We start from the raw sequence: 23782 nt of genomic DNA, 5'->3' as shown, positions 1-23782 counted from the left end.
ACGCAAAGCCCAACCTTGAGGTTCGTCACGATGAACTGGATCAGTGCCCTCGCCGACCTGCAACAGCGCGCCGAAGCCAGCGTGCTGGTGACCATCATCGAAGAACGCGGCTCGACCCCGCGCAACGCCGGCTCGAAGATGGTCGTCAGCGCCGACAAGCTCTACGACACCATCGGCGGCGGCCATCTCGAATTCAAGGCCATGGCCATCGCCCGCGAGATGCTGCTGAACCGCGAGCGCGAGCCGAAGCTGGAACGCTTCAGCCTCGGCGCCAGCCTTGGTCAGTGCTGCGGCGGCGCCACCGTGCTGCTGTTCGAACCCATGGGCCAACCCCAGGCGCACATCGCCGTGTTCGGCGCCGGCCATGTCGGCCGCGCTCTGGTCCCGTTGCTTGCCAGCCTGCCGTGCAAGGTGCGCTGGATCGACTCGCGGGAAGCCGAATTCCCCGACCATATCCCCGAGGGCGTCACCCGTGCGATCAACGAGGAAGTGATCGACGAGATCGACGAGATGCCCGCCGGCAGCTACTACATCGTCATGACGCACAACCACGCGCTGGACCTGGAGTTGACCGCGAAGATTCTCGAGCGCAACGACTTCACCTACTTCGGCCTGATCGGCTCGGACACCAAACGCGCCAAGTTCGAACACCGCCTGCGCGACCGCGGTTTCGCCGCCGATACCGTGCAGCGCATGCGTTGCCCCATGGGGATCAGCGAGGTGAAGGGCAAGTTGCCGGTGGAGATCGCCGTGTCCATCGCCGGCGAAGTCATCGCCACCTACAACGCCACCTTCGGTCAGGAGACCGGCAAGGGCGAGAACAGCGTGGCCAAACTGTTACCCAGCAGCCGCCGCGCGCGCACCGCCGAAAGCGGAGCCTGATAGTTCGATTGCCGGCCACGTGTGATGGGTATCGCTGCGCTCCACCCATCCCACAAAAAAAGACCCAGTGTTCCGTAGGATGGGTGGAACGAAGCGATACCCATCGAACAGCGTCCAAAGACGCGATATTTTTCGATTTGCGAGAGATTGATGAGCACTCAAGCCAAAGCCTACCGCGCCAGCATCCTGCACAGCGTCGCCGACCCCGCCGAAGTCGGCGTGGAGCAGTCCTACCAGTATTTCGAGGACGGCATCCTGCTGGTGGAAGACGGCAAGGTCGCCCGCCTCGGTCACGCCGCCGAGCTGCTGCCGCAACTGGGCGGCGTGGAAGTGGTCGAGTACCGCGATGCGCTGATCACCCCCGGCTTCATCGACACCCACATCCACTACCCGCAGACCGGCATGATCGCCTCCTACGGCGAGCAGTTGCTGGACTGGCTGAACACCTACACCTTCCCCACCGAGAAGCAGTTCGCCGACCCGGCCCATGCCGCCGACGTCGCCGGCATCTTCCTCAAGGAACTGCTGCGCGCCGGTACCACCACCGCGCTGGTGTTCGGCACTGTGCACCCGCAGTCGGTGGACGCGCTGTTCGGCGCTGCGGAAAAGCTCGACCTGCGCCTGATCGCTGGCAAGGTGATGATGGACCGCAACGCGCCGGACTACCTGACCGATACCGCCGAAAGCAGCTACACCGACAGCAAGGCGCTGATCGAGCGCTGGCACGGCAAGGGCCGCCTGCTCTACGCAGTCACCCCGCGCTTCGCCCCCACCAGCACCCCGGAACAGCTCGACGCCGCCGGCCGCCTGCTCAAGGAATTCCCGGGCGTGTATATGCACACCCACCTGTCGGAAAACCTCAAGGAAATCGAGTGGGTCAAGGAGCTGTTCCCGGAGCGCAAGGGCTACCTGGACGTCTACGACCACCACGGCCTGCTCGGCCCGCGCTCGGTGTTCGCCCACGGCGTGCACCTGTGCGACGGCGAATGCCAGCGCCTGTCGGAAACCGGCTCGGCGGTGGCCTTCTGCCCGACCTCCAACCTGTTCCTCGGCAGCGGCCTGTTCGACCTGGCGAAGCTTGAGAAGCACAAGGTGAAAGTTGGCCTGGGCACCGACGTCGGCGCCGGCACCAGCTTCTCCCAGCTGCAATCGCTGAACGAGGCCTACAAGGTCATGCAACTGCAGGGCATCAAGCTCGACCCGTTCAAGTCGCTGTACCTGGCCACCCTCGGCGGCGCCCGCGCGCTGGAACTGGAAGACAAGGTCGGCAGCTTCGCCCAGGGCAACGAGGCCGACTTCGTGGTCCTCGACTACAAGGCCACCCCGCTGCTGGACTACCGCCTGCAGCAGGCCAAGACCCTGGAGGAGAAACTCTTCGCACTGGTCATCCTCGGCGACGACCGTACCGTGAAGGAAACCTTCGCGCACGGCCGCAACGTGCATCGCCGCGGTTGACCCCTTACGGCTTCGGCGCCGGGTCCTCGCTCAGGACCAACCCGGCGCCGGGGCCGCTTTTCTTTCCACGCTGCGTGGCGCCTCTATTTCGGCGCCAGGCTTCCTGGCGTGCGTAGGAGCAACTGTCTTTCCTCGGGAAGCCCGTGCCGATGCTCTCCCCCTCACCCCAGCCCTCTCCCGGGGGTGAGGGAGCCGTCCGTGCCGGCTGTTGCCGACGTTTCATCCTGCACCGAACGGTCCCCTCTCCCTTTGGGAGAGGGCCAGGGTGAGGGATGGCCCAGGCGCAGAGGTATCTCGTAGGAGCGGACTCCGTCCGCGATCGATTCCCGGCAACGCGACGGTGCCAACCTGGGTTCGCGAGCAAGCTCGCTCCTACGAAGAGCGTGCTGGTCTGGGCCTGTAGGAGCTCGCTCGCGAACCGCACGGCACCGGACCAACAGACACGTTACTCCCGCACCTCGACCAGCACCGGGCACGGCGCCCGCTCGATCACCCGCTGCCCCACCGATGGGTCCAGCAGCCGTTCGATGCGCCCCAGATGCCGGTGCCCGATCACGATCAGGTCGCACTCCAGCCGCTCCGCCTCGCGCAGGATGGCGCGGGCCGGATCGCCGGCCACCACCGCTCCGCTGGCCACGCACGGCTGCAACCGGGTCACCGCCTCATTCACCAGCGCCTGCGCTTCATGCTGCTCCTGCTCGGCCGGCGGGTACTCCAGCGCATCCTGGCGCGGCATGGCGAAAGCGCGGTCCACGGCGCAGACCACATGCACCTCGGCGCCGTGGTCACACGCCAGCTCTCCCGCCGTGGCAACGATCCGCGCCGACTGCGCCGCGCCGTCGATGGCCAGCAGAATCCGCTTGAACATGTCCTTCTCCTTCGTGAAACAGAATCCGCTGCCATTCTTCGGGCCTGAGCACGGAGCGTAAAGGCACGCCAAACGTAATGGACCATTGCGTCAAACGCACGCTTGCCCAGCAAGCGCGTCGCAATGGAACATGAATGGCAATGCAGCAACCCTTTCGGAGTCACCATGGCCCTGCCCGATCTCAATCTGCTGGTCGCCCTCAACATCCTGCTCGAAGAAGGCAGCGTGGTCGGCGCCGCGCGGCGCATGCACCTCAGCGCTCCGGCCATGAGCCGCACCCTGTCACGCATTCGCGAGGCGGTGGGCGACCCGATCATGGTTCGCGCCGGCCGCAACCTGGTGCCGACACCGCGCGCGCTGCAGTTGCGCGAGGAAGTCAGCGACCTGGTGGAACACGCCATGCGCCTGTTCAACGCCAAGGAAAACCTGCGCATGGACCAGCTCGAGCGCTGCTTCGTGCTGCGCTCCAACAACGTGCTGGTGGGCGGCTTTGCCTCGCGCATGCTGGCGGTGATGAAGGAAGAAGCACCGCGCTGCAGCCTGCGCATCGCCCCGGAAGCCGACTTCGACGACGAAGCCCTGCGGCAGAACCGCATCGACCTCTACATCGGCGCCACCTCGACGCTGGAGCCGGAAATCCGCACGCAGACCCTGTTCACCACCAACTTCGTCGGCCTGGCGCGGCGCGACCACCCGATCTTCGACGACGAGATCACCCCGGAGCGCTTCGCCTCTTTCCCGCAGATCAGCGTATCCCGTCGCGGCCGTGCCATCGGGCCGATCGACGAGGAACTGGCGAACCTCGGCCTGCGTCGGGAAATCCGCCTGACCGCGCCGACCTTCCACTCGTCGATCTTCGCCCTGCTGGAATCCGACCTGGTACTGCCCATTGCCGAGCATTCGCTGTGGCGCCTCGACCGCCTGGGCTTCGCCCTGCGCCAGTTCGACATCCCGCTGCCACTGAAATCCGTGGTGATCCTGCAGGCCTGGCACCCGCGCTTCGACAACGACCCGGCGCACAGCTGGCTGCGGCAGACGGTAAAGCGCGTGTGCATCGAACTGCGCGAGAGTTCCGGCCTGCTGAGCTGATTGCGGCCAATCAGTGCGCCAGATGCACTGATTAGCTGCAATCATTTCAATTTTCACAACTCACACCCTTCCCTAGACTCGGTCGCAAATACCCGAGTTGATTCCTATGCCTTGCACATCACCGCCTCCCGGCGGCGGCATCGGCCATCCCCGTGGAGGCCGGCCATGACCGCGCTCGCGCCGATTTCCGCCGCCGCACCACAATCGGCCGCAGCCAAGCCCGCTGCCCAGCCATTCGGCCTGCGCATCGTGGTCGGCATGCTCGGCGTGCTGATCGCCTCCCTCAGCGCCGGGCTCAACGAGAAGGTCACCGACCTGGCCATGACCGACGTGCGCGGCGCGCTGTCCATCGGCCATGACGAAGGCACCTGGCTGCTCGCCCTGTATTCGGCGGCGCAGGTCGCCGCCATGGCCTTCGCGCCCTGGTTCTCGGTCACCATGTCGCTGCGCCGCTTCACCCTCGGTGCCATCTGCGCCTTTGCCCTGCTCGCGCTGCTCTGCCCCTTTGCGCCGAACGTCGAGACTCTCTACCTGCTGCGCCTGCTGCAAGGGTTCGCCGGGGGCTGCATGCCGCCGATGCTGATGACCGTGGCGCTGCGCTTCCTGCCGCCGGGGATCAAGCTCTATGGCCTGGGCGCCTATGCGCTGACCGCCACCTTCGCGCCGAATCTCGGCATGCCGCTGGCAGCGCTGTGGACCGAATTCGTTGGCTGGCACTGGGTGTTCTGGCAGGTCATTCCACTCTGCGCCGTGGCGCTGGTCGCCGTCGCCTGGGGCATCCCACAGGACCCGCTGCGCCTGGAGCGCCTGCGCCAGTTCGACTACGTGGGCCTTTCCCTCGGCCTGCCGGGCATCCTGATGCTGGTGATCGGCCTCTTGCAGGGCGAGCGTCTGGACTGGTTCGAGTCGGACCTCATCACCCTGCTGGTGGTCGGTGGCGCCGGGCTGCTGGCGGCGTTCTTCGTCAACGAGTGGACGCATCCGCTGCCGTTCTTCCGCCTGGATATCCTCAAGCGACGCAACTTCACCCACTCGCTGATCACCCTGGCCGGTGTGCTCGTCGTGCTCGGCGCCTGCGCCGGCGTGCCGGCCTCCTACCTCGCCTCGACCCACGCTTATCGCCCGCTGCAATCGGCACCGATGGCGCTGCTGGTGGCGCTGCCCCAGTTGATCTCGCTGCCGCTGATCGCCGCGCTGTGCAACATCCCCCGCGTGGATTGCCGCTGGGTGCTGGCCATCGGTATCAGCCTGTGCGGCCTGTCGGCCTTTGGCATGAGCCAGCTGACCAGCGAGTGGACACGGGAGAACTTCTACACCCTGCTGGCACTGCAGATCATCGGCCAGCCAATGGCCGTGGTACCACTACTGATGTCGGCCACCAGCGTGGTGGCGCCCATCGAAGGGCCATTCGCCTCGGCCTGGTTCAACAGCGTGCGCGGCTTCTCCGCGGTGCTCGGCAGCGCGGTGGTGTCGATCCTGATGACCTGGCGCGAGCACTACCACTCCAACCGCCTGGTCGACCACCTGGGCAATGCCCAGCAGGCCCTCGGCCTGCGCCTGGAGCAACTGGGCGGCGCCGAGAACATCGGTCGCCTGGCCGGGCAGGTGCGCGGCCAGGCCGGCGTGCTCGCCGCGTCCGACACGCTACTGGCGATGTCCTGGCTGGCCGCCGCCCTGCTCGTGCTGATTCCGCTGATGCCGCTGCGGGTCTATCCGCCGCGTCCCGTCATCTCCAACAACTGATTCAAAGGTCTGCCCATGTCGAAACTCAGCTCCCGTCGCGGCAGTCTGGCCCTGGTCGCCGTGCTGCTCGCCCTTGTCGTCTACCTGCTGCTGCGCCTGCTCGCCCCGAGCCGCGAGCAGAGCACCGACGACGCCTACGTCCATGCCGACTTCACCCTGGTGGCGCCGAAAGTCGCCGGCTTCATCGAGCAAGTGCTGGTGGAAGACAACCAGTCGGTGAAGGCCGGTCAGGTCCTGGCGCGCATCGACGCCCGCGACTACCGTGCCGCGCTGGATGCCGCCGAAGCCGACGTGCTGGCCGCCGAGGCACGTCACCACCACGTCGCCGCCGACCTCGAGCGCCAGCAGGCGGTGATCGCCCAGACGGCCGCGCAAGTACAGGCCGACCAGGCCGCGCTGACCTTCGCCACGCAGGAACTCAATCGCTACCAGCACCTCGCCACTCAAGGCGCCGGTACGCTGCAGAACGCCCAGCAGGCGCGCTCGCATGTCGACTCGGCGAAGGCCGTGCTGGACAAGAACAAGGCCGCCGCCCTCGCCGCTCGCAAGCAGCTCGACGTGCTGCTGGCGCAGCAGGCCGAAGCTCTCGGCGCCTTGAAGCGTGGGCAAGCGCAGTTGCAGCAGGCACAACTGAACCTGTCGTACACCGAAATTCGTGCGCCGTTCGACGGCATGGTCGGCCGCCGCGCCGTGCGCGTCGGCGCCTACACCACGCCAGGCAATGCTCTGCTCGCCGTGGTTCCCCTGCAGGACGCCTATGTCGTCGGCAACTTCCAGGAGACCCAGCTGACCGACGTGCAGCCCGGCCAGAGCGTGGAGATCAGCATCGACACCTTCCCCGGCGAAAAGCTGCGCGGTCATGTCGACAGCATCGCCCCGGCCACCGGCCTGAGCTTTGCGCCCATAGCTCCGGACAACGCTACCGGCAACTTCACCAAGATCGTCCAGCGCATCCCGGTGAAGATCGTCCTCGACGCCGACCAGCCGCTGCGTGACAAGCTGCGCGTGGGCATGTCGGTGATCGCTCGTATCGACACCGGCAAGCACGCGCCGGATGAGCAGAAGGTAGCCGTGCAATGATCGCCGCCCGCACGCCTCTGTTCGTTGCCCTGCTCGCGCTCAGCGCTTGCAGCGTCGGTCCGGACTTCCAACGTCCGGGCGATGCCGACGCGGTGAACTGGTCCGCCCAGCGCGGCCAGACGCCGAGCCAGGCGCTCGATGCGCCCCTGGAAGCGCAGTGGTGGACACTGCTGGGCGACTCGCAGCTGAATGACCTGCAACACCGCGTGGCCGCCGCCAACCTCGACCTGCGCGAAGCCGACGCACGCCTGCAGCAAAGCCGGGCGATCCGCCAGGCGCTGGGCGGCGACGCCGTACCCAATGTCGGTGCGGACCTGGGCTACCAGCGCAAGCGCAACAGCGAAGTCGGCCTGAGCGACCCGTCGGGCAAGGCCGGCAAGGACAACTTCAACCAGCTCGATGGCAGCTTCGACCTGTCCTGGGAGCTGGACTTCTGGGGGCGCGTGCGCCGCCAACTGGAAGCCGCCGACGCCAACGTGCAGGCCACCGAGGAAAGCCGCCGCGACGTGCTGGTCTCGGTGCTCGCCGAAACTGCGCGCAACTACCTGCAACTGCGCGCCGAACAGGACCTGGAAGCGATCATCCGCAGCAACCTGGAGATCGCCCAGCGCAGCCTGGAACTGACCCGCCTGCGTCGCGCCGATGGCGTCGCTACCGAACTTGACGTTGCCGAAGCCCTGACACAGGTGGCCAGCATCGAGGCGCGCCTGCCCGACAGCCAGAAGCGCCAGGCGCGACTGATCAACGCCCTGGGCTACCTGCTCGGCGAGGCACCCGGGGCGCTGCAAGCCGAGCTCGCCCAGGCCAGGCCCCTGCCGCAGCCACCCCGTGGCGTGCCGGTCGGCCTGCCCTCGGAGCTGGCCCAGCGCCGCCCGGATATCCGCCGCGCCGAAGCCGCGCTGCATGCCGCCACCGCCAGCATCGGCGTGGCCAAGGCGGACTTCTATCCGCGCATCAGCCTCAACGGCAGCTTCGGCTTCCAGGCACTGCAACTGTCCAACTTCGGTGACTGGAACAGCCACACCTTCGGTATCGGCCCGAGCCTGTCGCTGCCGATCTTCGAGGGCGGCCGACTGAAGGGCATGCTCGCCCTGCGCGAGGCGCAGCAGCAGGAATCGGCTATCGCCTACCGGCGCACGGTGCTCAACGCCTGGCGCGAAGTGGACGATGCGCTCACCGACTACGCCGCCGAGCAACGCCGTCTGGCCAGTCTGGACAGCGCCGCCGAACATGGCCGCACTGCCCTGGCCAACGCCCGCGAGCAGTACAAGGCCGGTGCGGTCGACTTCCTCAACGTACTCAGCGCGCAGCGCGAGCTGCTGGCCACCGAGGAACAGCAGGTACGCAGCCGCGAAGCCGTGGCGACTACGCTGGTGCTGCTCTACAAGTCACTGGGTGGCGGCTGGCAGCAGACCGAGCAAAGCGCCCAGAACCTGTAGGAGCGAGCTTGCTCGCGAACGCATTGCACCCTGAAGGTTCCGGAGGGAAGCGAGTTCGCGAGCAAGCTCGCTCCTACGAAAAGCATTGCGCGCCAGGACGAATACCAAAAGCGCCCCGTGCAGAAACGAAAAAGCCCCGCAATGGCGGGGCTTTTTTCTGGCTCGGCGATCAGGCCGCCGAGTCGGCGTCAGCCTTGCTGCGGCGCGGCTTCTTCTTGCCCGCCAGCAGGTGCGAGAACACTGCGTGCAGGTCGCCGGAAGCGCCGTCCACGTCCAGGTTCAGCTTGTCGTCGATGTGCGCCATGTGGTGCATCATCAGGGTCACGGCCTTTTCCTTGTCGCCCTTTTCGATGGCGTCGAGGATCTCGTTGTGCTCGTCGAACGAGCAGTGCGAACGGCCACCGCTTTCGTACTGGGCGATGATCAGCGAGGTCTGCGACACCAGGCTGCGCTGGAATACCACCAGGGGAGCGTTCTTCGCCATCTCGGCAAGCTTGAGGTGGAACTCGCCGGAAAGACGGATGCCAGCGCCGCGGTCGCCGCGGGCGAAGCTGGATTGCTCCTGTTTCACCATGTCGCGCAGTTCGGCCAGGGTATCGCTGCTGGCGTTGTCCACGGCCAGTTCGGTGATTGCGCGCTCGACGGTGCGGCGGGCGAAGAGAATCTGCCGGGCTTCGTCGATGCTCGGGCTGGCCACCACGGCGCCACGGTTCGGGCGCAGCAGCACGACCTGCTCGTGGGCCAGGCGCGACAGGGCACGGCGGATGATGGTGCGGCTGACGCCGAAGATCTCGCCGAGGGCCTCTTCGCTCAGCTTGGTACCGGGAGCCAGGCGCTGCTCGAGGATGGCATCGAAGATGTGCGCGTAGACGATCTCGTCCTGAGTGCCGCTGCGCGCCTTGCCATTGCGCGGCTGCTTCCTGATCTGTTGCAACTGGTCGGTCATCGGAGTCGAACCCTGCTCAGCCGGGTTGAACCGGCGCGAAATCCGTGGGGGCTGGAGTGAAGCTGGCCGCGGGCCAGGCATGGGGCACAGTGTACACAAAGTGGCCACTATCGTGCAGCCGTCGCGAGTGACTCGCTAGCAAGCCCCAGGCCGCGCGGCGCAGGAACTTGGAGAAGATCGACGTGCGACCATTCCGACGCTTTGCTTGTAAAAATCTTTCAGCAAGACACTAAACATTATTTGAACTTTTTGTACACAACTGCATAATCGCGGCGTGACTTCCTGACCCAAAGGTCAACATTCACACCCTCACAACTCTTTCCGTTAGCGCAAGGGACGCAGGTGAACCAGCCGACGGCAAGGGACCAACAACAAGAGCGTTGAGGAGTACCGCTGTGGAAAGCACCAAACAAGAACAACAAGCCTTTGCATCCAGTCCCCCCGCCACCGGCCTGCTCGAACGCCTGTTCAAGCTGAGCCAGCACGGCACCACCGTGAAGACCGAACTCGCCGCGGGTCTCACGACCTTCATCACCATGGCGTACATCATCTTCGTCAACCCCAACATCATGGCCGACGCCGGCATCGACCATGGCGCCGCGTTCGTCGCCACTTGCCTGGCCGCGGCGCTCGGCTGCTTCCTCATGGGCCTGTACGCCAACTGGCCGGTGGGCCTGGCACCGGGCATGGGCCTCAACGCTTTCTTCACCTACACCGTGGTCAAGACCATGAACTACAGCTGGGAGATCGCGCTGGGCGCGGTGTTCATCTCCGGCATCGCCTTCATGATCCTGACCTTCTCGCGCATCCGCGAATGGCTGCTCAACAGCATTCCGGTCAGCCTGCGCTTCGCCATGGGCGCGGGCGTCGGCCTGTTCCTCGGGCTGATCGGCCTGAAGACCGCCGGCATCGTGGTCGCCAGCCCCGCCACCCTGGTGCACCTGGGTGACCTGACCAGCCCCGGCCCGCTGCTCGCCGCCATCTGCTTCCTGATGATCGCAGTGCTGGAGTACCGCCGCGTGTTCGGCGGCATCCTGATCAGCATCCTCACCGTCACCGTGGCCGGCATCGCCCTGGGCATCGTCCAGTTCGGCGGCGTGTTCTCCATGCCGCCGAGCCTGGCGCCGACCTTCATGGCCATGGATATCTCCGGCGCGTTCAACGTGACCATGATCAGCGTGATCCTGGCCTTCCTCTTCGTGCACATGTTCGACACCGCCGGCACCCTGATGGGCGTAGCCCAGCGCGCGCACCTGGTACGCGAGGACGGCCGCATCGAGAACCTGTCGAAAGCGATGAAGGCCGACAGCACCTCCAGCGCCTTCGGCGCGGTGCTCGGCGTACCGCCGGTGACCAGCTACGTTGAGAGCGCAGCGGGCGTCGCCGCCGGTGGCCGCACCGGCCTGACCGCCGTGGTGGTCGGCGTGCTGTTCGTCGCGGCAATGTTCTTCGCCCCGCTGGCCGGCATGATCCCCGCCTACGCCACCGCCGGTGCGCTGATCTACGTCGCCATGCTGATGATGGGCGGCATGGCCCACATCGACTGGAACGAGCACACCGAGACCATCCCGGCCATCGTCACCGTGATCATGATGCCGCTGACCTTCTCGGTCGCCGACGGCATCGCGCTGGGCTTCGTGACCTACGTGGCGATGAAGGTCTTCACCGGCCGCCACAAGGACGTGACCATCAGCCTGTACGCGCTGTGCGCGATCTTCGTGGCCAAGTTCATCTTCCTCTAAGGCGCCCGATACAGCACAAGGCCCCGGCTATTGGTAGCCGGGGCCTTGGATTTTCTGCCAGCTGGAATCCGGCTCAAAAGCCCCGAAAAGCGCACTCGTGTCGCCCCGCGGCACATTTCGAACGAAGCAGACAGCTCCGCCTGGGCGCTAGACCGAAGCGTCCGGCAGGATCAGCGACACGCTGAATTCGGTCCCCTCTCCCAGTCGGCTCTTCACGCTGATCTGTCCGCCCATCTGCTCCAGCAGACTGCGGCACAGGGCCAGGCCCAGACCGGTGCTGCCATGACTGACGCGGTAGCCGTCGAGGGTATGCGAGTACGGCTCGAAGAGACCGTCGAGAACATCGGGCGTCATGCCTGTGCCGGTATCCGCCACATCGATCCGCACGCCGACCATGCCCTTGCCCTGCCCGCGCGCCACCAGACGCAAGCGGATGGAGCCCTCTTCGGTGAACTTCAACGCGTTGTTCAGCAAGTTGCCGACCGTCTCGCGCAAACGCTGCGGGTCGCACCAGACATTGCAATCCAGCGCCAGGTCGAAATCTGTCTTCAACTCCAGCCCTTTGGCGGCGGCGTCTGCGGCCAGCAACTGCAACTGGCCGTCGAGCAAGGCGCGTAGATCGACCACCTCCGGATTCAACTGCAGGCGCCCGGACTTGGCGAGGCTCAGTGTCTGCAGATCACCCAGCAGGTGAAGGAGATTGCCGACCAGCCCCCGCGCGACGGACAGCGGCTCCAGCCGCCGCGAAGGGTCACTCGGGTCCTGGGCCAGATCGAGCATTACCAGGATGTTCTGCAACGGCCCTTGCAGCTCCCCGCCAATACCCGCCAGGTACTGGCTCTTGCCGCGGCTGATCGCGTCGATACGCGCATTGGCATTGCGCAAGGCGCGCACCAGTTCGTCACGCCCGGTAATGTCGATGGAGCCGCAGATCGCTCCGATCAATTCATCCTTGCTGTCGCGATAAGGCCGCCCCCAGTGGTGAAACACCTTGCGCCCTGCGGGGCTACGAAACTCCACGTCGATGTCAAAGGGCTCACCCTTGACGATGGCTTCCAGATGCTTCTTGCGGAAAACTTCCGCCTCCACGGGATTGGAGAAGAAACCCAACTCGCCGAGCGTCTTTCCGACGATCTCATCCAGCTCCAGGCCGAACATCTGCAGCATGCTGCGATTGCAGAACAGGATCCGGCCATCCAGACCACGCACGGACATCGGCTGGGGCAGCGCATCGAGCATGCTGCGAATCAGCGCCAGCTCCTGAAGTTGCTCATCACTCAGCTCGGCCGGAACCGCCTCGGATTCCTGTCTATCGCCGCCTTTGACCAGACCGTGGCGCCTGCCGATATCGATCAGCTCAACCAGCGACTTGGCGTGGAGCTTCTGCATCAGCCGCACCTTGTAGGTACTCACGGTCTTGTCGCTGATCGACAACTGGTCAGCGATGGCGATGTTGCTCAGCCCTTGCGCCAACAGTTGCAGCACGCTCAGTTCGCGCACCGAGAGATCCCGCAGGAGGTTGCCATGCCCGGCCTCCTCGGCAGCGCTGACACTGCCCAGGGCATGGCTGGGAAAGTAACTGTGCCCCTGGGCGATCGCGCGCACCGCTTCGCGCACGGCCTGCGGGTCCTCCTGTTTGCTGACGAAGCCGGCAGCCCCGGCGGTCAGGCAGCGTCCGGCGAAGTACTCCGAATCCTGCGAGGTGAGCACCAGCACCTTGACCGGAGAGTCCTGGGCCACCAGGCGTTGCAGCACTTCCAGCCCGCCCAGGCGTGGAATGGAAAGCTCCAGGATCATCAGATCGGGCTTGCACAGTCGCGCCTGATGCAGTGCATCCGGCCCGTTGTCGGCCTCGCCCACCACCTCATGTCGGTCGGCCTCCATCATCAGCCGCAAGGCATGACGCGTTACCGGCTGTTCTTCGACGATCATGATTCTGCTCATGGGATTCTCGGACAGGAGGGTTGCAGTAGTTCTAGACCAGCACCGCCAAGCCTGCGCGCGAAACATCACGGGCAAAAAAAAGCCCGCAGTGTGGGCGGGCTGAGGAAGACTCCACGAAGAGTCGGGGGGAAGACCTATGGGCGGGGACTAGCTGCCGCGATAGGTGGAGTAGCTGTAGGGGGAAATCAGCAGCGGCACATGGTAGTGGTCGCTTTCCGAGGCGATGCCGAAGCGCAGCACGACCTGGTCGAGGAACGCCGGCTGGGGCAGCTCCACGCCACGGGCGCGGTAGTAGTCGCCGGCATTGAACAGCAGCTGGTAGACGCCGGCACGGAAGTCTTCGCCCTGCAGCAGCGGTTCGTCACAGCGGCCATCGTCGTTGGTCACGCGGGTGGTGATCAGTTCCAGCTGCTGACCTTCGACGCGATACAGCTCGATCTTGATGCCGTGGCCAGGGCAGCCGTGGGCGGAATCCAGTACGTGAGTGGTCAGGCGTCCCATGGGCTTATCGGTGTCCTGCGGCAGAGCCGGCCGACACCTTCCTCCTCTGTCTTGTTGATGCGATTGAGCGAGCTGCCATCGGAACAGCCCGCAGGTGCGTTTGAGTGCAGTGAATATACCCAGCGACACGACTTATTGTATACAAAAAAGTAATTCATCCCGCCAAAACCCCTCTCTCGCCCTGCTCGGCCGCCCGCTTCAGAAGCCCCCGAATACCCAGCGCAAGCCGCGCCAGTACGGGGCCCGCTCACCATCCAGCGCCCCTCGATTGCTGACGAACGGGATGAAACGACCGTTGCGCAGATTGTATTTACAGACCACTCAACATTTTGTATACAATGCATCCATCACGGCAGCGCACAGTCCACCGACCCGGCGCCGACCGCCAACCACAAGAAGGAACACTGCAGTGAGCGCTGATTACCCACGCGACCTGATCGGTTACGGCAACAACATCCCCCATCCGCACTGGCCGAACGATGCGCGCATCGCCCTGTCCTTCGTCCTCAACTACGAGGAAGGCGGCGAGCGCAACATCCTCCATGGCGACGCCGAATCCGAAGCCTTCCTCTCCGAAATGGTCGCCGCCCAGCCGCTCAAGGGCGAGCGCAACATGTGCATGGAATCGCTCTACGAATACGGCAGCCGTGCCGGCGTGTGGCGCCTGCTCAAACTGTTCAGGAAATATGACCTGCCGCTGACCGTATTCGCCGTGGCCATGGCTGCCCAGCGCCACCCGGAAGCGATCCGCCAGATGGTCGCCGACGGCCACGAGATCTGCAGCCACGGCTACCGCTGGATCGACTACCAGTACATGGACGAGGCGCAGGAACGCGAACACATGTTCGAGGCCGTGCGCATCCTCACCGAACTGACCGGCCAGCGCCCGCAGGGCTGGTACACCGGCCGCCTGGGCCCGAACACCCGCCGCATCGTCCGCGAGGACGGCAACTTCCTCTACGACTCCGATACCTACGACGACGACCTGCCCTACTGGGACCCGGCAAGCACCGCCGAGAAGCCGCACCTGGTGATCCCCTACACCCTGGACACCAACGACATGCGCTTCACCCAGGTGCAGGGCTTCAACAAGGGCGACGACTTCTTCGAATACCTCAAGGACGCCTTCGACGTGCTCTACGCCGAGGGTGCCGAGGGCGCGCCGAAGATGCTCTCCATCGGCATGCACTGCCGCCTGCTGGGCCGTCCGGCGCGTATGGCCTCGCTGGAGCGTTTCATCCAGTACGTTAAGGGTCACGAGAAGGTGTGGATCACCCGCCGCGTCGACATCGCCAAGCACTGGCACGAGAACCACCCGTTCAAAGCGCAGGAGAACCCGGCATGAGCCGCTTCCAGACCCTGACCCCGGCCAACCTCGACCGCGCCGCCTTCGTTGCCACCTTCGCCGACATCTACGAGCACTCCCCGTGGGTCGCCGAGAAGGCCTACGACCTGGGCGTCGACGACAGCCTGAACGACATCGAACAGCTGCAGCAGCGCATGGCCGACATTCTCCTGTCCGCCAGCCACGAGGCTCAGTTGGCGCTGATCAACGCGCACCCGGACCTCGCTGGCAAGGCCGCGATCCGTGGCGAGTTGACTGCCTCCAGCACCGCCGAACAGGCCGGCGCCGGCATCCAGGACTGCAGCGCCGAGGAGTTCGCCCGCTTCACCGAACTCAACGACGCCTACAAGGCCAAGTTCGGCTTCCCCTTCATCAAGGCGGTGAAGGGCAGCAACCGCCACCAGATCCTGGCCGCGTTCGAAGAACGCATCCACAACACGCCGGAGCAGGAATTCCAGACCGCCCTGGCGGAGATCAACAAGATCGCGATGTTCCGCCTGCAGCAACTCTGAGCCAGCGGACCTTCATTCCCCTTCCACCGGAAGGGGCCCATGCGAACAACGAAATAAGAAGACCAGCCATGCGTACCCTGAAGATCGAGCCGTTGACCAAGGAAGCCTTCGCCCCATTCGGTGATGTCATCGAAACCGAAGGCAGCGATTTCTTCATGATCAACAACGGCTCCACCCGCCGTTATCACAAGCTCGCCACCGTCGAAACGGCGCAGCCCGATGACAAGGCAATCATCAGCATCTTCAGCGCCGAATCACTGGAGATGCCTTTGCGCATCCGCATGCTGGAGCGTCATCCGCAGGGCAGCCAGGCGTTCATTCCGCTGCTCGGCAACCCCTTTCTGATCGTGGTCGCGCCACTTGGCGATGTACCTGTATCGGGCCTCGTCCGCGCTTTCCTGTCCAACGGCAAGCAGGGCGTCAATTACCACCGCGGCGTCTGGCACCACCCGGTGCTGACGATCGAAAAGCGGGATGACTTCCTGGTGGTCGATCGCAGCGGTTCTGGCAACAACTGCGACGAGCATTTCTTCACCGAGGACGAACAGCTCCTCCTCGACCCCCAAGCGAACTAATAAGAGAGGCCCGCCTGCCGCGACGGCGGCACCCGGGCAAGAGGTAAAAAACTGTGGAAGCACATCTCATCGAATGGCTGAACCTGCTGGTCCGCTGGGTCCACATGATTGTGGGCATCGCCTGGATCGGCGCCTCGTTCTACTTCGTCTGGCTGGAGAACAACCTCAACCGCGCCAACCCGCGCGAGGGGCTCTCCGGTGATCTCTGGGCGATCCATGGTGGCGGTATCTACCACCTGGAGAAGTACAAGCTCGCCCCGCCGAAAATGCCGGACAACCTGCACTGGTTCAAATGGGAGGCCTACTCCACCTGGATGTCGGGCGTCTGCCTGCTGACCATCGTGTTCTACCTGAACCCGACCCTGTACCTGATCGCCCCGGGAAGTGACCTCGCCCCGGCCGCAGCCATCGCCATCGGCATCGGCTCGCTGATCGCCGGCTGGTTCATCTACAGCACCCTGTGCGACTCCCCGCTGGGCAAGAAACCCGCCCTGCTCGGCGCCATCCTGTTCGGCCTGCTGGTCCTCGCCGCCTACCTGCTCAGCCAGGTGTTCAGCGGCCGCGGTGCCTACCTGCACGTGGGCGCCATCATCGGCACCATCATGGTGGGCAACGTGTTCCGCGTGATCATGCCGGCCCAGCGCGCGCTGGTTAAGGCCATCGAGGAAGGTCGCGAGCCTGATCCGGTATTGCCGGCCAAGGGCCTGCTGCGTTCGCGCCACAACAACTACTTCACCCTGCCGGTGCTGTTCATCATGATCAGCAACCACTTCCCGAGCACCTACGGCAGCCACTACAACTGGCTGATCCTGACCTGCATCGCGGCGCTGGCAGTGATCGTGCGTCACTACTTCAACACCCGCCACAATGGCAACGGCATGGCCTGGGCGCTGCCCGCCGGCGCCGTCGGCATGATCGCCCTGGCGTTCGTCACCGGCCCGAACTTCCCCAGCAGTGACAACACTGCCAGCGCCCAGCCGGCGAAGGTGGAGTACCAGCCGCTGCCGGAAACCGCCGTCGGCGGCAAGACCCCGGCAGAACGCGCCAAGGACGAGGAAGCCGCCAAGGCTGCCGCTGCCCAGCAGGCTCAGGCCGCTCCGGCCCAGGCCTCCACCGCCGGTTCGCCCGAAGGCTTCGACAAGGTCCATCACGTCATCCAGGAGCGCTGCGCCGTCTGCCACTCGGCCAAGCCGACCAGCAACCTGTTCAGCACCGCGCCGGCCGGCGTGATGTTCGACACCCCGCAGCAGATCCAGCAGCTCGCCCCGCGCATCCAGGCGCAGGCCGTGGCTTCGCAGGTGATGCCGCTGGGCAACATCACGCAGATGACCACGGAAGAGCGCAAGCTCATCGGCGACTGGATCGCCAAGGGCGCCCAGGTGAATTGAGCCTGCGGCACGGCCAGGAAAACCGCACCCTCGGGTGCGGTTTTTTTATGCCTGCGCAAACCCTCAGGTTGCTTCGGCAGGCGCCTCAACCGATCGCGGACAGAGTCCGCTCCTACGCAGATACCAAACCTTGGCGTAGGAGCGGACTCTGTCCGCGATTGCCATCCGCCTGCACCATGCCCCTGAAACAAAAAATGTAGTCCACTCGACCAAAGGCTACAGAAATACCAAAGCCAGGAAACACGCGGCCTAGAGCCATGCAGCACCATGGAGACAAAACGTGACCGACGAGTTGTATACAAAAATCGATTGAACCTAATACACATCGCGTTTATAAAGTCCCGCACCGCTTCACCCGCTCGGCCCCGGGGGTGAGATCGGCCAGTACTTCCCGGTTGTCGTGCCCGTCCGGCAACCAGCGACTGACAACAATAAAAACCGAGGTGTTGCATGTCCGTGGTAACTGAGCGCTCCCATACCGGCTCGCCCGTCGACCAGCGTTTGCCTTTGCTGCAGCTGCTGCTGGTCGGCTTCCAGCACGTTCTCCTGATGTACGGTGGCGCCGTCGCCGTACCGCTGATCGTCGGCCAGGCCGCCGGTCTCTCCCGTGAAGAAATCGCCTTCCTGATCAACGCCGACCTGCTGGTTGCCGGCATCGCCACGCTGGTGCAATCGCTCGGCATCGGCCCGGTGGGCATCCGCATGCCGGTAATGATGGGCGCCAGCTTCGCCGCCGTCGGCAGCATGGTCGCCATGGCCGGCATGCCCGGCGTCGGCATGACCGGCATCTTCGGCGCGACCATCGCCGCCGGCTTCTTCGGCATGCTCATCGCGCCGTTCATGAGCCGCATCGTGCGCTTCTTCCCGCCGCTGGTGACCGGCACCGTGATCACCTCCATCGGCATGTGCCTGTTCCCGGTGGCGATCAACTGGGCCGGCGGCGGCAAGGCGGCAGCCAACTTCGGCGCCATCGAATACCTCGCCCTGTCGTCCTTCGTGCTGGCGGTGATCCTGCTGATCAACCGCTTCCTGAAGGGCTTCTGGGTCAACGTCTCGGTGCTGATCGGCATGCTGCTGGGCTACATCATCGGCGCCAGCATGGGCATGGTCAGCCTCGACGGCATCGAGCAGCGCCCGTGGTTCGACATCGTCACCCCGCTGCACTTCGGCGCTCCGGAATTCCACCTGGCCCCGGTGCTTTCGATGTGCCTGGTGGTGGTGATCATCTTCGTCGAGTCCACCGGCATGTTCCTCGCCCTGGGCAAGATCACCGAGACCGAAATCTGCCCCAACCGCCTGCGCCGCGGCCTGCTGTGCGATGCCAGCGCCTCGTTCGTAGCCGGCTTCATGAACACTTTCACCCATTCCTCGTTCGCCCAGAACATCGGCCTGGTGCAGATGACCGGCGTGCGCAGCCGCTACGTCACCGCTGCCGCCGCGCTGTTCCTGATCGCCCTGTCGCTGCTGCCCAAGGCCGCCTTCCTGGTCGCTTCGATTCCGCCAGCGGTACTCGGCGGCGCCGGCATCGCCATGTTCGGCATGGTCGCCGCCAGTGGCATCCGCATCCTCCACGAAGCGGACATCGTCGACCGCCGCAACCAGTTGCTGGTGGCGGTGAGCATTGGCATGGGGATGGTGCCGGTGGTGCGTCCGGACTTCTTCGCCGCCCTGCCCCAGTGGATGGAGCCGATCACCCACAGCGGCATCGCGATGACCGCGATCTGGGCCGTGGTGCTGAACATTCTGTTCAACATCCTCGGCGAACAAGGCCGCGACGCCCTCTGCGGGCATCACTGAAACCCTTTCGCGGGCGTCTCCCGGACGCCCGCACCAAGACGCGTCCTACTCCTTCGCGGCTTTTTTTAATTCTGCGGCTCTAAACCGCCTAGTCTTTGCTCGCGAACAGCCCCGCAACGGGGTCTGGTTCGCGAGCAAGCTCGCTCCTGCAGGGTGGCTTTCATACGGGCAGTCGGATTTAGCCTTCCGGGCGGTAGCCCAGGCGCAGGCCGCCCCACTGGCGTCCGCGCACGTAGATCGGCACCGAAAGGTCGTGCATCAGCTCGCCGGTATCACGGCAGTAGGTCTGCAGCAGCATCGGCTGGTTGTGACTGCCGCAGCGCACCCCGGTGCGGTCGTTGAACAGGCGCTTGCTGCGGCTCTTGAGCATGTCCACCTGCAAGTCGCCGCTCGGCGGATGGCTGAAAGCCTGGTTGTGCGTCGGCACATAGCCCTCGGCGGTGCAGGCAATGGCGAACACCAGACCTTCGTGACGTTGCAGCAGGTCTTCCTGGATACGCGGCAACACCTCGTCGGTATAGCGGTCGAAGCGCGTGCGGTACTTCTGCGGGCGGGTGCCGGGCAGCGGCTGGTAATCGCGATCGAACAGATCGTCCGGACCGATGCGGCCGGTATCGATGTCCGCCTCGAATCGCGCGCCGATGGCCTGCGCGCCCGCTCGCGCGAGGTCGTAGATGCGCTGGTGATAATCGTCCAGGGCCACTTCGGCCAGGCGCTCGCTGATCATTTCCGCCTGGGTTTCCAGCTGCACCGCCGCGTCCGCCAGCCGGTGCGTCTGCTCATCGCTCGCACGCAGGTCGCCGCGCACCTGCTCGACGGCAGCGAACAGGCTGTCCAGCTGATTGCGGTTGATCTCGGCGCCTTCGGCGATCTCGGTGATCTGGGTTTCCACCGTGGCGGCCAGCCCGGCGATGTCCTGCAACTGCCGGCCAGTACTTTCCACCTGACTGACGCCCAGGCCGAGGTCATCGGTGAGCTGGCGAATCTGCTCCACCACCTCGCCGGTCTGGCGCTGGATGTCCTCGATCATCTGCCCGACTTCGTCGGTAGCCTCGGCGGTACGCCCGGCCAGACCGCGAACTTCCTCGGCGACCACGGCGAAGCCTCGGCCGTGCTCGCCCGCCCGCGCCGCCTCGATGGCCGCGTTAAGGGCCAGCAGGTTGGTCTGGCTGGCGATGGACTGGATGACCTGGGTGACACGCTGGATATCCTCACTGCGCGCATTCAGCGTCTCGATCAGCGCGCGGCTGGCACTGGCGCGCTGGCTCAGTTGGCGCATGCAATCGATGGCGGCGTGCAACTCGCTGCGCCCGGCATCGCTGCCGGCACGGGCGAGCGTGGCCGCCTCCTTCGCCTGGCGCGCCAGATTCGAAGTGGCGCGCTCGGTGTGGATCATCACCTCGGCGCTGCCGACGATCTGTTCGGCGGCCACCACCTGGGACTCCAGCTTCTCCACCAGGCGCTGCACCGAGAAGGACACCCCGGCAGCGGACAGCGCATTGCGACTGGTGCCCTGGGACAGCTCGCGGGTCAGCTCGGCGACATCCGGCAGCACCGCCAGCGCACCGGCCGAGGCCGTCCGCTCGGGAACGAACCACGGCCCCCAGAGCAGCACCGCGGCCAGCAGCAGACACAGCGACAGCGGCCAGCCGCCCAGCGCCTGGGCGATGAACAGCAGCACCAGGCCGCAAGTCTGCAAGGTAAGGATGAGGATGATACGCGGACGCGCGATATCCATGGCGGCAGCTCTCTTCTACTGGGCCTCGACCGCTGCGCAGCGCAGGCACGCTAGCGGGAAGCCTGATTATTCTTGTCAGAGCCATTAGGCCGCCTGCTGCACCCGGCGGCTATCGTTCCTTAGTGGTAGACGAGGCGCTGCTTGAGTCGCTACAGGCAACTGCGCGCCGCCTGGGTGATCGCATCGTCCGGGCTCGGCGAATGGCGACGATAGAGCACCACATCGCTGCCCTTGTCCGCTGCCGTCGTCTCCAGCAACGCCTCAGGGCTGTCGCCCGATGTGGCCGGTATCAGCAGCCGGTAGCCAAAGCGGATTTCCTTCACCGTCGACGACGAGCGGATTGCCTGCCATTTCGGCAACAGGCAGGTCATGTAGACCGAGGGCGATTTACCGCTCTCCAGCCGCAATGCCGGAGCATCCTCCTTCAGCTTGCCCGGCGAGGAGCAGGCGGCCAGCAGGATCAGCGGAAGCGTCAGCAATAGGGGTTTCATCGAGTGAGATCCTTCTGTCAGGAAACCAGAGGGTAGCAGTTGCGTCGATGCTGACCGCCAGGCCAGGTCAAGCCCAGGACAGACCGCCTGCCGGTTTCCGTGCGCATCCTCGGCAAGACCGGTAAAATCTCCGCCCTTTCCGCGGTGCGAGCGATTTCGCGCCCCCCCCCAGCGAAGCCAGATACGAAGCACCGATGACCACTGCCGCTCCGACCGCCACTACCCGCCCCGAGCCCTCCCGCCGCTTCTCCGTGGCGCCGATGATGGACTGGACCGACCGCCACTGTCGGTACTTCCTGCGTCAACTTTCCAGCCACGCCCTGCTCTACACCGAGATGGTCACCACCGGCGCCATCCTGCACGGCGATGCTGCGCGCTTCCTGCGCCACGACGAGTGCGAGCACCCGCTGGCGCTGCAACTGGGCGGCAGCAACCCGGCGGATCTGGCCGCGGCGGCGAAGCTGGCCGAGGAAGCCGGCTACGACGAAGTGAACCTGAACGTCGGCTGCCCCAGCGACCGTGTGCAGAACAACATGATCGGCGCCTGCCTGATGGGCCACCCGGCGCTGGTCGCGGACTGCGTGAAGGCCATGCGTGACGCGGTATCGATCCCGGTGACGGTCAAGCACCGCATCGGCATCAACGGCCGCGACAGCTACGAAGAGCTCTGCGACTTCGTCGGCCAGGTGCGCGATGCCGGCTGCCGCAGCTTCACCGTGCACGCGCGCATCGCCATCCTCGAAGGCCTGTCACCCAAGGAAAATCGCGAAATCCCGCCGCTGCGCTATGACATCGCCGCGCAGCTCAAGCGCGACTTCCCGGAACTGGAGATCGTCCTTAATGGCGGCATCAAGACCCTGGAGGAATGCCGCGAGCACCTGCAGGTGTTCGACGGCGTGATGCTTGGCCGCGAGGCGTACCACAACCCTTACCTGCTGGCCCAGGTGGACGCCGCGCTGTATGGCTCGCCAGAGCCCGCCATCACCCGCGCAGAAGCCCTGGCGCGGATGCGCCCGTACATCGAGCGGCACATTGCCGAGGGCGGTGCGATGCACCATGTGACCCGCCACGTCCTGGGCCTGGCGCAGGGATTCCCGGGCGCGCGACGCTTCCGCCAGCTGCTTTCGGTGGACGTTCACAAGACCAAGGATTCCCTTGGCCTGCTCGATCAGGCCGGAGAACTTCTCGCCGGTCATTGAGTCCCGTTGAGTGGCGCATCGGCCTCGGGTAAGGTCGGTGCACTCTCTACGGAAGACGCGCCATGACCTCCAAGCTGGAACAACTCAAGCAATACACCACGGTTGTCGCCGATACCGGCGATTTCGACGCCATTGCCCGCCTGAAGCCAGTGGATGCCACCACCAACCCGTCATTGCTGCTGAAGGCTGCCGCCCTGCCCCGCTACACCGAGCACCTGGCGCGCGCCACCGAAGGCGCACAGGGCGACGCCGGCCTGGCCTGCGACCGCTTCGCCGTCGCGGTGGGCAAGGACATCCTGGGTGTTATTCCGGGGCGCATCTCCACCGAAGTGGACGCCCGCCTGTCCTTCGATACCGAAGCCACCCTGCAGCGCGCCCACCGCCTGATCGACCTGTATGACCAGCAGGGCATCGGCCGCGATCGCGTGCTGATCAAGATCGCTTCCACCTGGGAAGGCATTCGCGCGGCCGAGCAACTGGAGCGCGAAGGCATCCAGACCAACCTCACCCTGCTGTTCTCCTTCGCCCAGGCCGCCGCCTGCGCCGACGCCGGCGTGTTCCTGATCTCACCCTTCGTCGGGCGCATCTACGACTGGTACAAGAAGGCCAACAACCGCGACTACGTGGGTGCAGAAGATCCGGGCGTGCAGTCCGTTTCGCGCATCTATCGCTACTACAAGGCCAACGGCTACGAAACCGTGGTGATGGGCGCCAGCTTCCGCAACCTCGGCCAGATCGAGCAGCTCGCCGGCTGCGACCGCCTGACCATCAGCCCGGACCTGCTGCAGCAATTGGCCGACGCCCAGGGCGAACTGCCACGCGCACTGCAGCCCGGCGGTGGCGAGGCGCGCCAGGTGCTGGACGAAAGTACCTTCCGCTGGCAGATGAACGAAGACGCCATGGGCACCGAGAAGCTCGCCGAAGGCATCCGCCTGTTCGCCCGCGACCAGGAAAAGCTCGAGGCGCTGCTCGCCAACCGCTGAAAACTGCGGACGAGCAAACGCAAACCGGCGCCCCAGGGCGCCGGTTTGCATTTCAGCTCATCGAA

The 23782-nt window shown here is 65.2% G+C and carries 20 protein-coding genes; 14 read left to right on the top strand and 6 right to left on the bottom strand.

Annotated elements, in window-relative coordinates:
• Positions 1-30 precede the first annotated feature (30 nt).
• Positions 31-882, top strand: a complete 852-nt coding sequence (gene xdhC, locus L6D89_RS03140; RefSeq protein ID WP_236198710.1) for a xanthine dehydrogenase accessory protein XdhC — start codon at positions 31-33, stop codon at positions 880-882.
• Positions 883-1032: 150 nt separating this feature from the next.
• Positions 1033-2337, top strand: a complete 1305-nt coding sequence (gene guaD, locus L6D89_RS03135; RefSeq protein ID WP_236198709.1) for a guanine deaminase — start codon at positions 1033-1035, stop codon at positions 2335-2337.
• 445 nt (positions 2338-2782) lie between these two features.
• Here guaD and L6D89_RS03130 read toward each other — a convergent pair whose 3' ends face one another.
• On the bottom strand, positions 2783-3205 hold the full coding sequence (locus tag L6D89_RS03130) for a universal stress protein (RefSeq protein WP_236198708.1): 423 nt from the start codon (positions 3203-3205) through the stop codon (positions 2783-2785).
• A gap of 165 nt (positions 3206-3370) precedes the next feature.
• Here L6D89_RS03130 and L6D89_RS03125 point away from each other — a divergent pair, with 165 nt between their 5' ends.
• The 4 genes from L6D89_RS03125 to L6D89_RS03110 all read left to right on the top strand — a co-directional run bounded on the left by L6D89_RS03125 (position 3371) and on the right by L6D89_RS03110 (position 8556).
• Positions 3371-4294, top strand: a complete 924-nt coding sequence (locus L6D89_RS03125) for a LysR family transcriptional regulator (RefSeq protein WP_236170760.1) — start codon at positions 3371-3373, stop codon at positions 4292-4294.
• A gap of 165 nt (positions 4295-4459) precedes the next feature.
• The gene (locus L6D89_RS03120) at positions 4460-6037 is read left to right on the top strand and encodes an MFS transporter (protein ID WP_236198707.1); all 1578 of its coding nucleotides are present in this window, start codon (positions 4460-4462) and stop codon (positions 6035-6037) included.
• 15 nt (positions 6038-6052) lie between these two features.
• Positions 6053-7117, top strand: coding sequence for an HlyD family secretion protein (locus L6D89_RS03115; RefSeq protein WP_236198706.1), 1065 nt, complete (start codon positions 6053-6055; stop codon positions 7115-7117).
• Entirely contained in the window at positions 7114-8556 is a 1443-nt protein-coding gene (locus L6D89_RS03110; RefSeq protein ID WP_236198705.1) for an efflux transporter outer membrane subunit, read from the top strand. Before L6D89_RS03115 ends, L6D89_RS03110 begins: the two co-directional genes overlap by 4 nt.
• A gap of 169 nt (positions 8557-8725) precedes the next feature.
• Here the strand turns inward: L6D89_RS03110 and L6D89_RS03105 are convergent, their stop codons facing one another.
• Positions 8726-9502, bottom strand: a complete 777-nt coding sequence (locus L6D89_RS03105; RefSeq protein WP_017517526.1) for a GntR family transcriptional regulator — start codon at positions 9500-9502, stop codon at positions 8726-8728.
• A 395-nt stretch (positions 9503-9897) separates the two neighbouring features.
• On the opposite strand from L6D89_RS03105, the gene L6D89_RS03100 reads away from it, so the two are divergent.
• The gene (locus tag L6D89_RS03100) at positions 9898-11244 is read left to right on the top strand and encodes an NCS2 family permease (RefSeq protein WP_236170764.1); all 1347 of its coding nucleotides are present in this window, start codon (positions 9898-9900) and stop codon (positions 11242-11244) included.
• A 147-nt stretch (positions 11245-11391) separates the two neighbouring features.
• On the opposite strand, the gene L6D89_RS03095 is transcribed toward L6D89_RS03100, so the two are convergent.
• Both L6D89_RS03095 and uraH read right to left on the bottom strand, forming a co-directional pair.
• A complete protein-coding gene (locus L6D89_RS03095; protein WP_236198704.1) occupies positions 11392-13188 on the bottom strand; it encodes an ATP-binding protein in 1797 nt (598 codons plus the stop codon).
• Positions 13189-13335: 147 nt separating this feature from the next.
• Positions 13336-13689, bottom strand: coding sequence for a hydroxyisourate hydrolase (gene uraH / locus L6D89_RS03090; protein ID WP_045209039.1), 354 nt, complete (start codon positions 13687-13689; stop codon positions 13336-13338).
• A 409-nt stretch (positions 13690-14098) separates the two neighbouring features.
• On the opposite strand from uraH, the gene puuE reads away from it, so the two are divergent.
• The 5 genes from puuE to L6D89_RS03065 all read left to right on the top strand — a co-directional run bounded on the left by puuE (position 14099) and on the right by L6D89_RS03065 (position 19306).
• Positions 14099-15034 carry an allantoinase PuuE gene (puuE, locus tag L6D89_RS03085; RefSeq protein WP_054910389.1) on the top strand — a complete coding sequence of 312 codons (936 nt, stop codon included), beginning with the start codon at positions 14099-14101 and terminating at the stop codon, positions 15032-15034.
• Positions 15031-15546: a 2-oxo-4-hydroxy-4-carboxy-5-ureidoimidazoline decarboxylase gene (gene uraD / locus L6D89_RS03080; RefSeq protein WP_236198703.1), complete on the top strand. Its 516-nt coding sequence runs from the start codon at positions 15031-15033 to the stop codon at positions 15544-15546. The genes puuE and uraD overlap by 4 nt, the downstream gene beginning before the upstream one ends.
• A gap of 68 nt (positions 15547-15614) precedes the next feature.
• On the top strand, positions 15615-16121 hold the full coding sequence (locus L6D89_RS03075; RefSeq protein ID WP_045209032.1) for an ureidoglycolate lyase: 507 nt from the start codon (positions 15615-15617) through the stop codon (positions 16119-16121).
• A 53-nt stretch (positions 16122-16174) separates the two neighbouring features.
• The gene (locus L6D89_RS03070) at positions 16175-17509 is read left to right on the top strand and encodes a urate hydroxylase PuuD (RefSeq protein ID WP_236198702.1); all 1335 of its coding nucleotides are present in this window, start codon (positions 16175-16177) and stop codon (positions 17507-17509) included.
• Between the two features lie 450 nt (positions 17510-17959).
• Entirely contained in the window at positions 17960-19306 is a 1347-nt protein-coding gene (locus L6D89_RS03065; protein ID WP_236170768.1) for a nucleobase:cation symporter-2 family protein, read from the top strand.
• Between the two features lie 178 nt (positions 19307-19484).
• Here the strand turns inward: L6D89_RS03065 and L6D89_RS03060 are convergent, their stop codons facing one another.
• Positions 19485-20702 carry a methyl-accepting chemotaxis protein gene (locus L6D89_RS03060; protein ID WP_373874927.1) on the bottom strand — a complete coding sequence of 406 codons (1218 nt, stop codon included), beginning with the start codon at positions 20700-20702 and terminating at the stop codon, positions 19485-19487.
• Between the two features lie 491 nt (positions 20703-21193).
• The gene (locus L6D89_RS03055; RefSeq protein ID WP_236198700.1) at positions 21194-21535 is read right to left on the bottom strand and encodes a hypothetical protein; all 342 of its coding nucleotides are present in this window, start codon (positions 21533-21535) and stop codon (positions 21194-21196) included.
• A 194-nt stretch (positions 21536-21729) separates the two neighbouring features.
• Between L6D89_RS03055 and dusA the strand changes: the two genes are divergently transcribed.
• Both dusA and tal read left to right on the top strand, forming a co-directional pair.
• Positions 21730-22734: a tRNA dihydrouridine(20/20a) synthase DusA gene (dusA, locus tag L6D89_RS03050; protein ID WP_236170771.1), complete on the top strand. Its 1005-nt coding sequence runs from the start codon at positions 21730-21732 to the stop codon at positions 22732-22734.
• A gap of 62 nt (positions 22735-22796) precedes the next feature.
• Positions 22797-23717, top strand: coding sequence for a transaldolase (gene tal / locus L6D89_RS03045; RefSeq protein ID WP_045209021.1), 921 nt, complete (start codon positions 22797-22799; stop codon positions 23715-23717).
• Positions 23718-23782: the final 65 nt, after the last annotated feature.

Origin of the sequence: Pseudomonas pseudonitroreducens, assembly GCF_021603645.1 — a bacterium.
Taxonomy (GTDB): Bacteria; Pseudomonadota; Gammaproteobacteria; order Pseudomonadales; family Pseudomonadaceae; genus Pseudomonas; species Pseudomonas pseudonitroreducens.
This window is presented reverse-complemented; position numbering and strand designations above follow the sequence as displayed.

Excerpts from the sequence above, each read along its gene's own strand:
- xdhC (WP_236198710.1), top strand. The coding sequence starts at position 31 with ATGAACTGGATCAGTGCCCTCGCCGACCTGCAACAGCGCGCCGAAGCC.
- guaD (WP_236198709.1), top strand. The coding sequence starts at position 1,033 with ATGAGCACTCAAGCCAAAGCCTACCGCGCCAGCATCCTGCACAGCGTC.
- L6D89_RS03130 (WP_236198708.1), bottom strand. The coding sequence starts at position 3,205 with ATGTTCAAGCGGATTCTGCTGGCCATCGACGGCGCGGCGCAGTCGGCG.
- L6D89_RS03125 (WP_236170760.1), top strand. The coding sequence starts at position 3,371 with ATGGCCCTGCCCGATCTCAATCTGCTGGTCGCCCTCAACATCCTGCTC.
- L6D89_RS03120 (WP_236198707.1), top strand. The coding sequence starts at position 4,460 with ATGACCGCGCTCGCGCCGATTTCCGCCGCCGCACCACAATCGGCCGCA.
- L6D89_RS03115 (WP_236198706.1), top strand. The coding sequence starts at position 6,053 with ATGTCGAAACTCAGCTCCCGTCGCGGCAGTCTGGCCCTGGTCGCCGTG.
- L6D89_RS03110 (WP_236198705.1), top strand. The coding sequence starts at position 7,114 with ATGATCGCCGCCCGCACGCCTCTGTTCGTTGCCCTGCTCGCGCTCAGC.
- L6D89_RS03105 (WP_017517526.1), bottom strand. The coding sequence starts at position 9,502 with ATGACCGACCAGTTGCAACAGATCAGGAAGCAGCCGCGCAATGGCAAG.
- L6D89_RS03095 (WP_236198704.1), bottom strand. The coding sequence starts at position 13,188 with ATGAGCAGAATCATGATCGTCGAAGAACAGCCGGTAACGCGTCATGCC.
- uraH (WP_045209039.1), bottom strand. The coding sequence starts at position 13,689 with ATGGGACGCCTGACCACTCACGTACTGGATTCCGCCCACGGCTGCCCT.
- uraD (WP_236198703.1), top strand. The coding sequence starts at position 15,031 with ATGAGCCGCTTCCAGACCCTGACCCCGGCCAACCTCGACCGCGCCGCC.
- L6D89_RS03075 (WP_045209032.1), top strand. The coding sequence starts at position 15,615 with ATGCGTACCCTGAAGATCGAGCCGTTGACCAAGGAAGCCTTCGCCCCA.
- L6D89_RS03065 (WP_236170768.1), top strand. The coding sequence starts at position 17,960 with ATGTCCGTGGTAACTGAGCGCTCCCATACCGGCTCGCCCGTCGACCAG.
- L6D89_RS03060 (WP_373874927.1), bottom strand. The coding sequence starts at position 20,702 with ATGATCCACACCGAGCGCGCCACTTCGAATCTGGCGCGCCAGGCGAAG.
- L6D89_RS03055 (WP_236198700.1), bottom strand. The coding sequence starts at position 21,535 with ATGAAACCCCTATTGCTGACGCTTCCGCTGATCCTGCTGGCCGCCTGC.
- dusA (WP_236170771.1), top strand. The coding sequence starts at position 21,730 with ATGACCACTGCCGCTCCGACCGCCACTACCCGCCCCGAGCCCTCCCGC.
- tal (WP_045209021.1), top strand. The coding sequence starts at position 22,797 with ATGACCTCCAAGCTGGAACAACTCAAGCAATACACCACGGTTGTCGCC.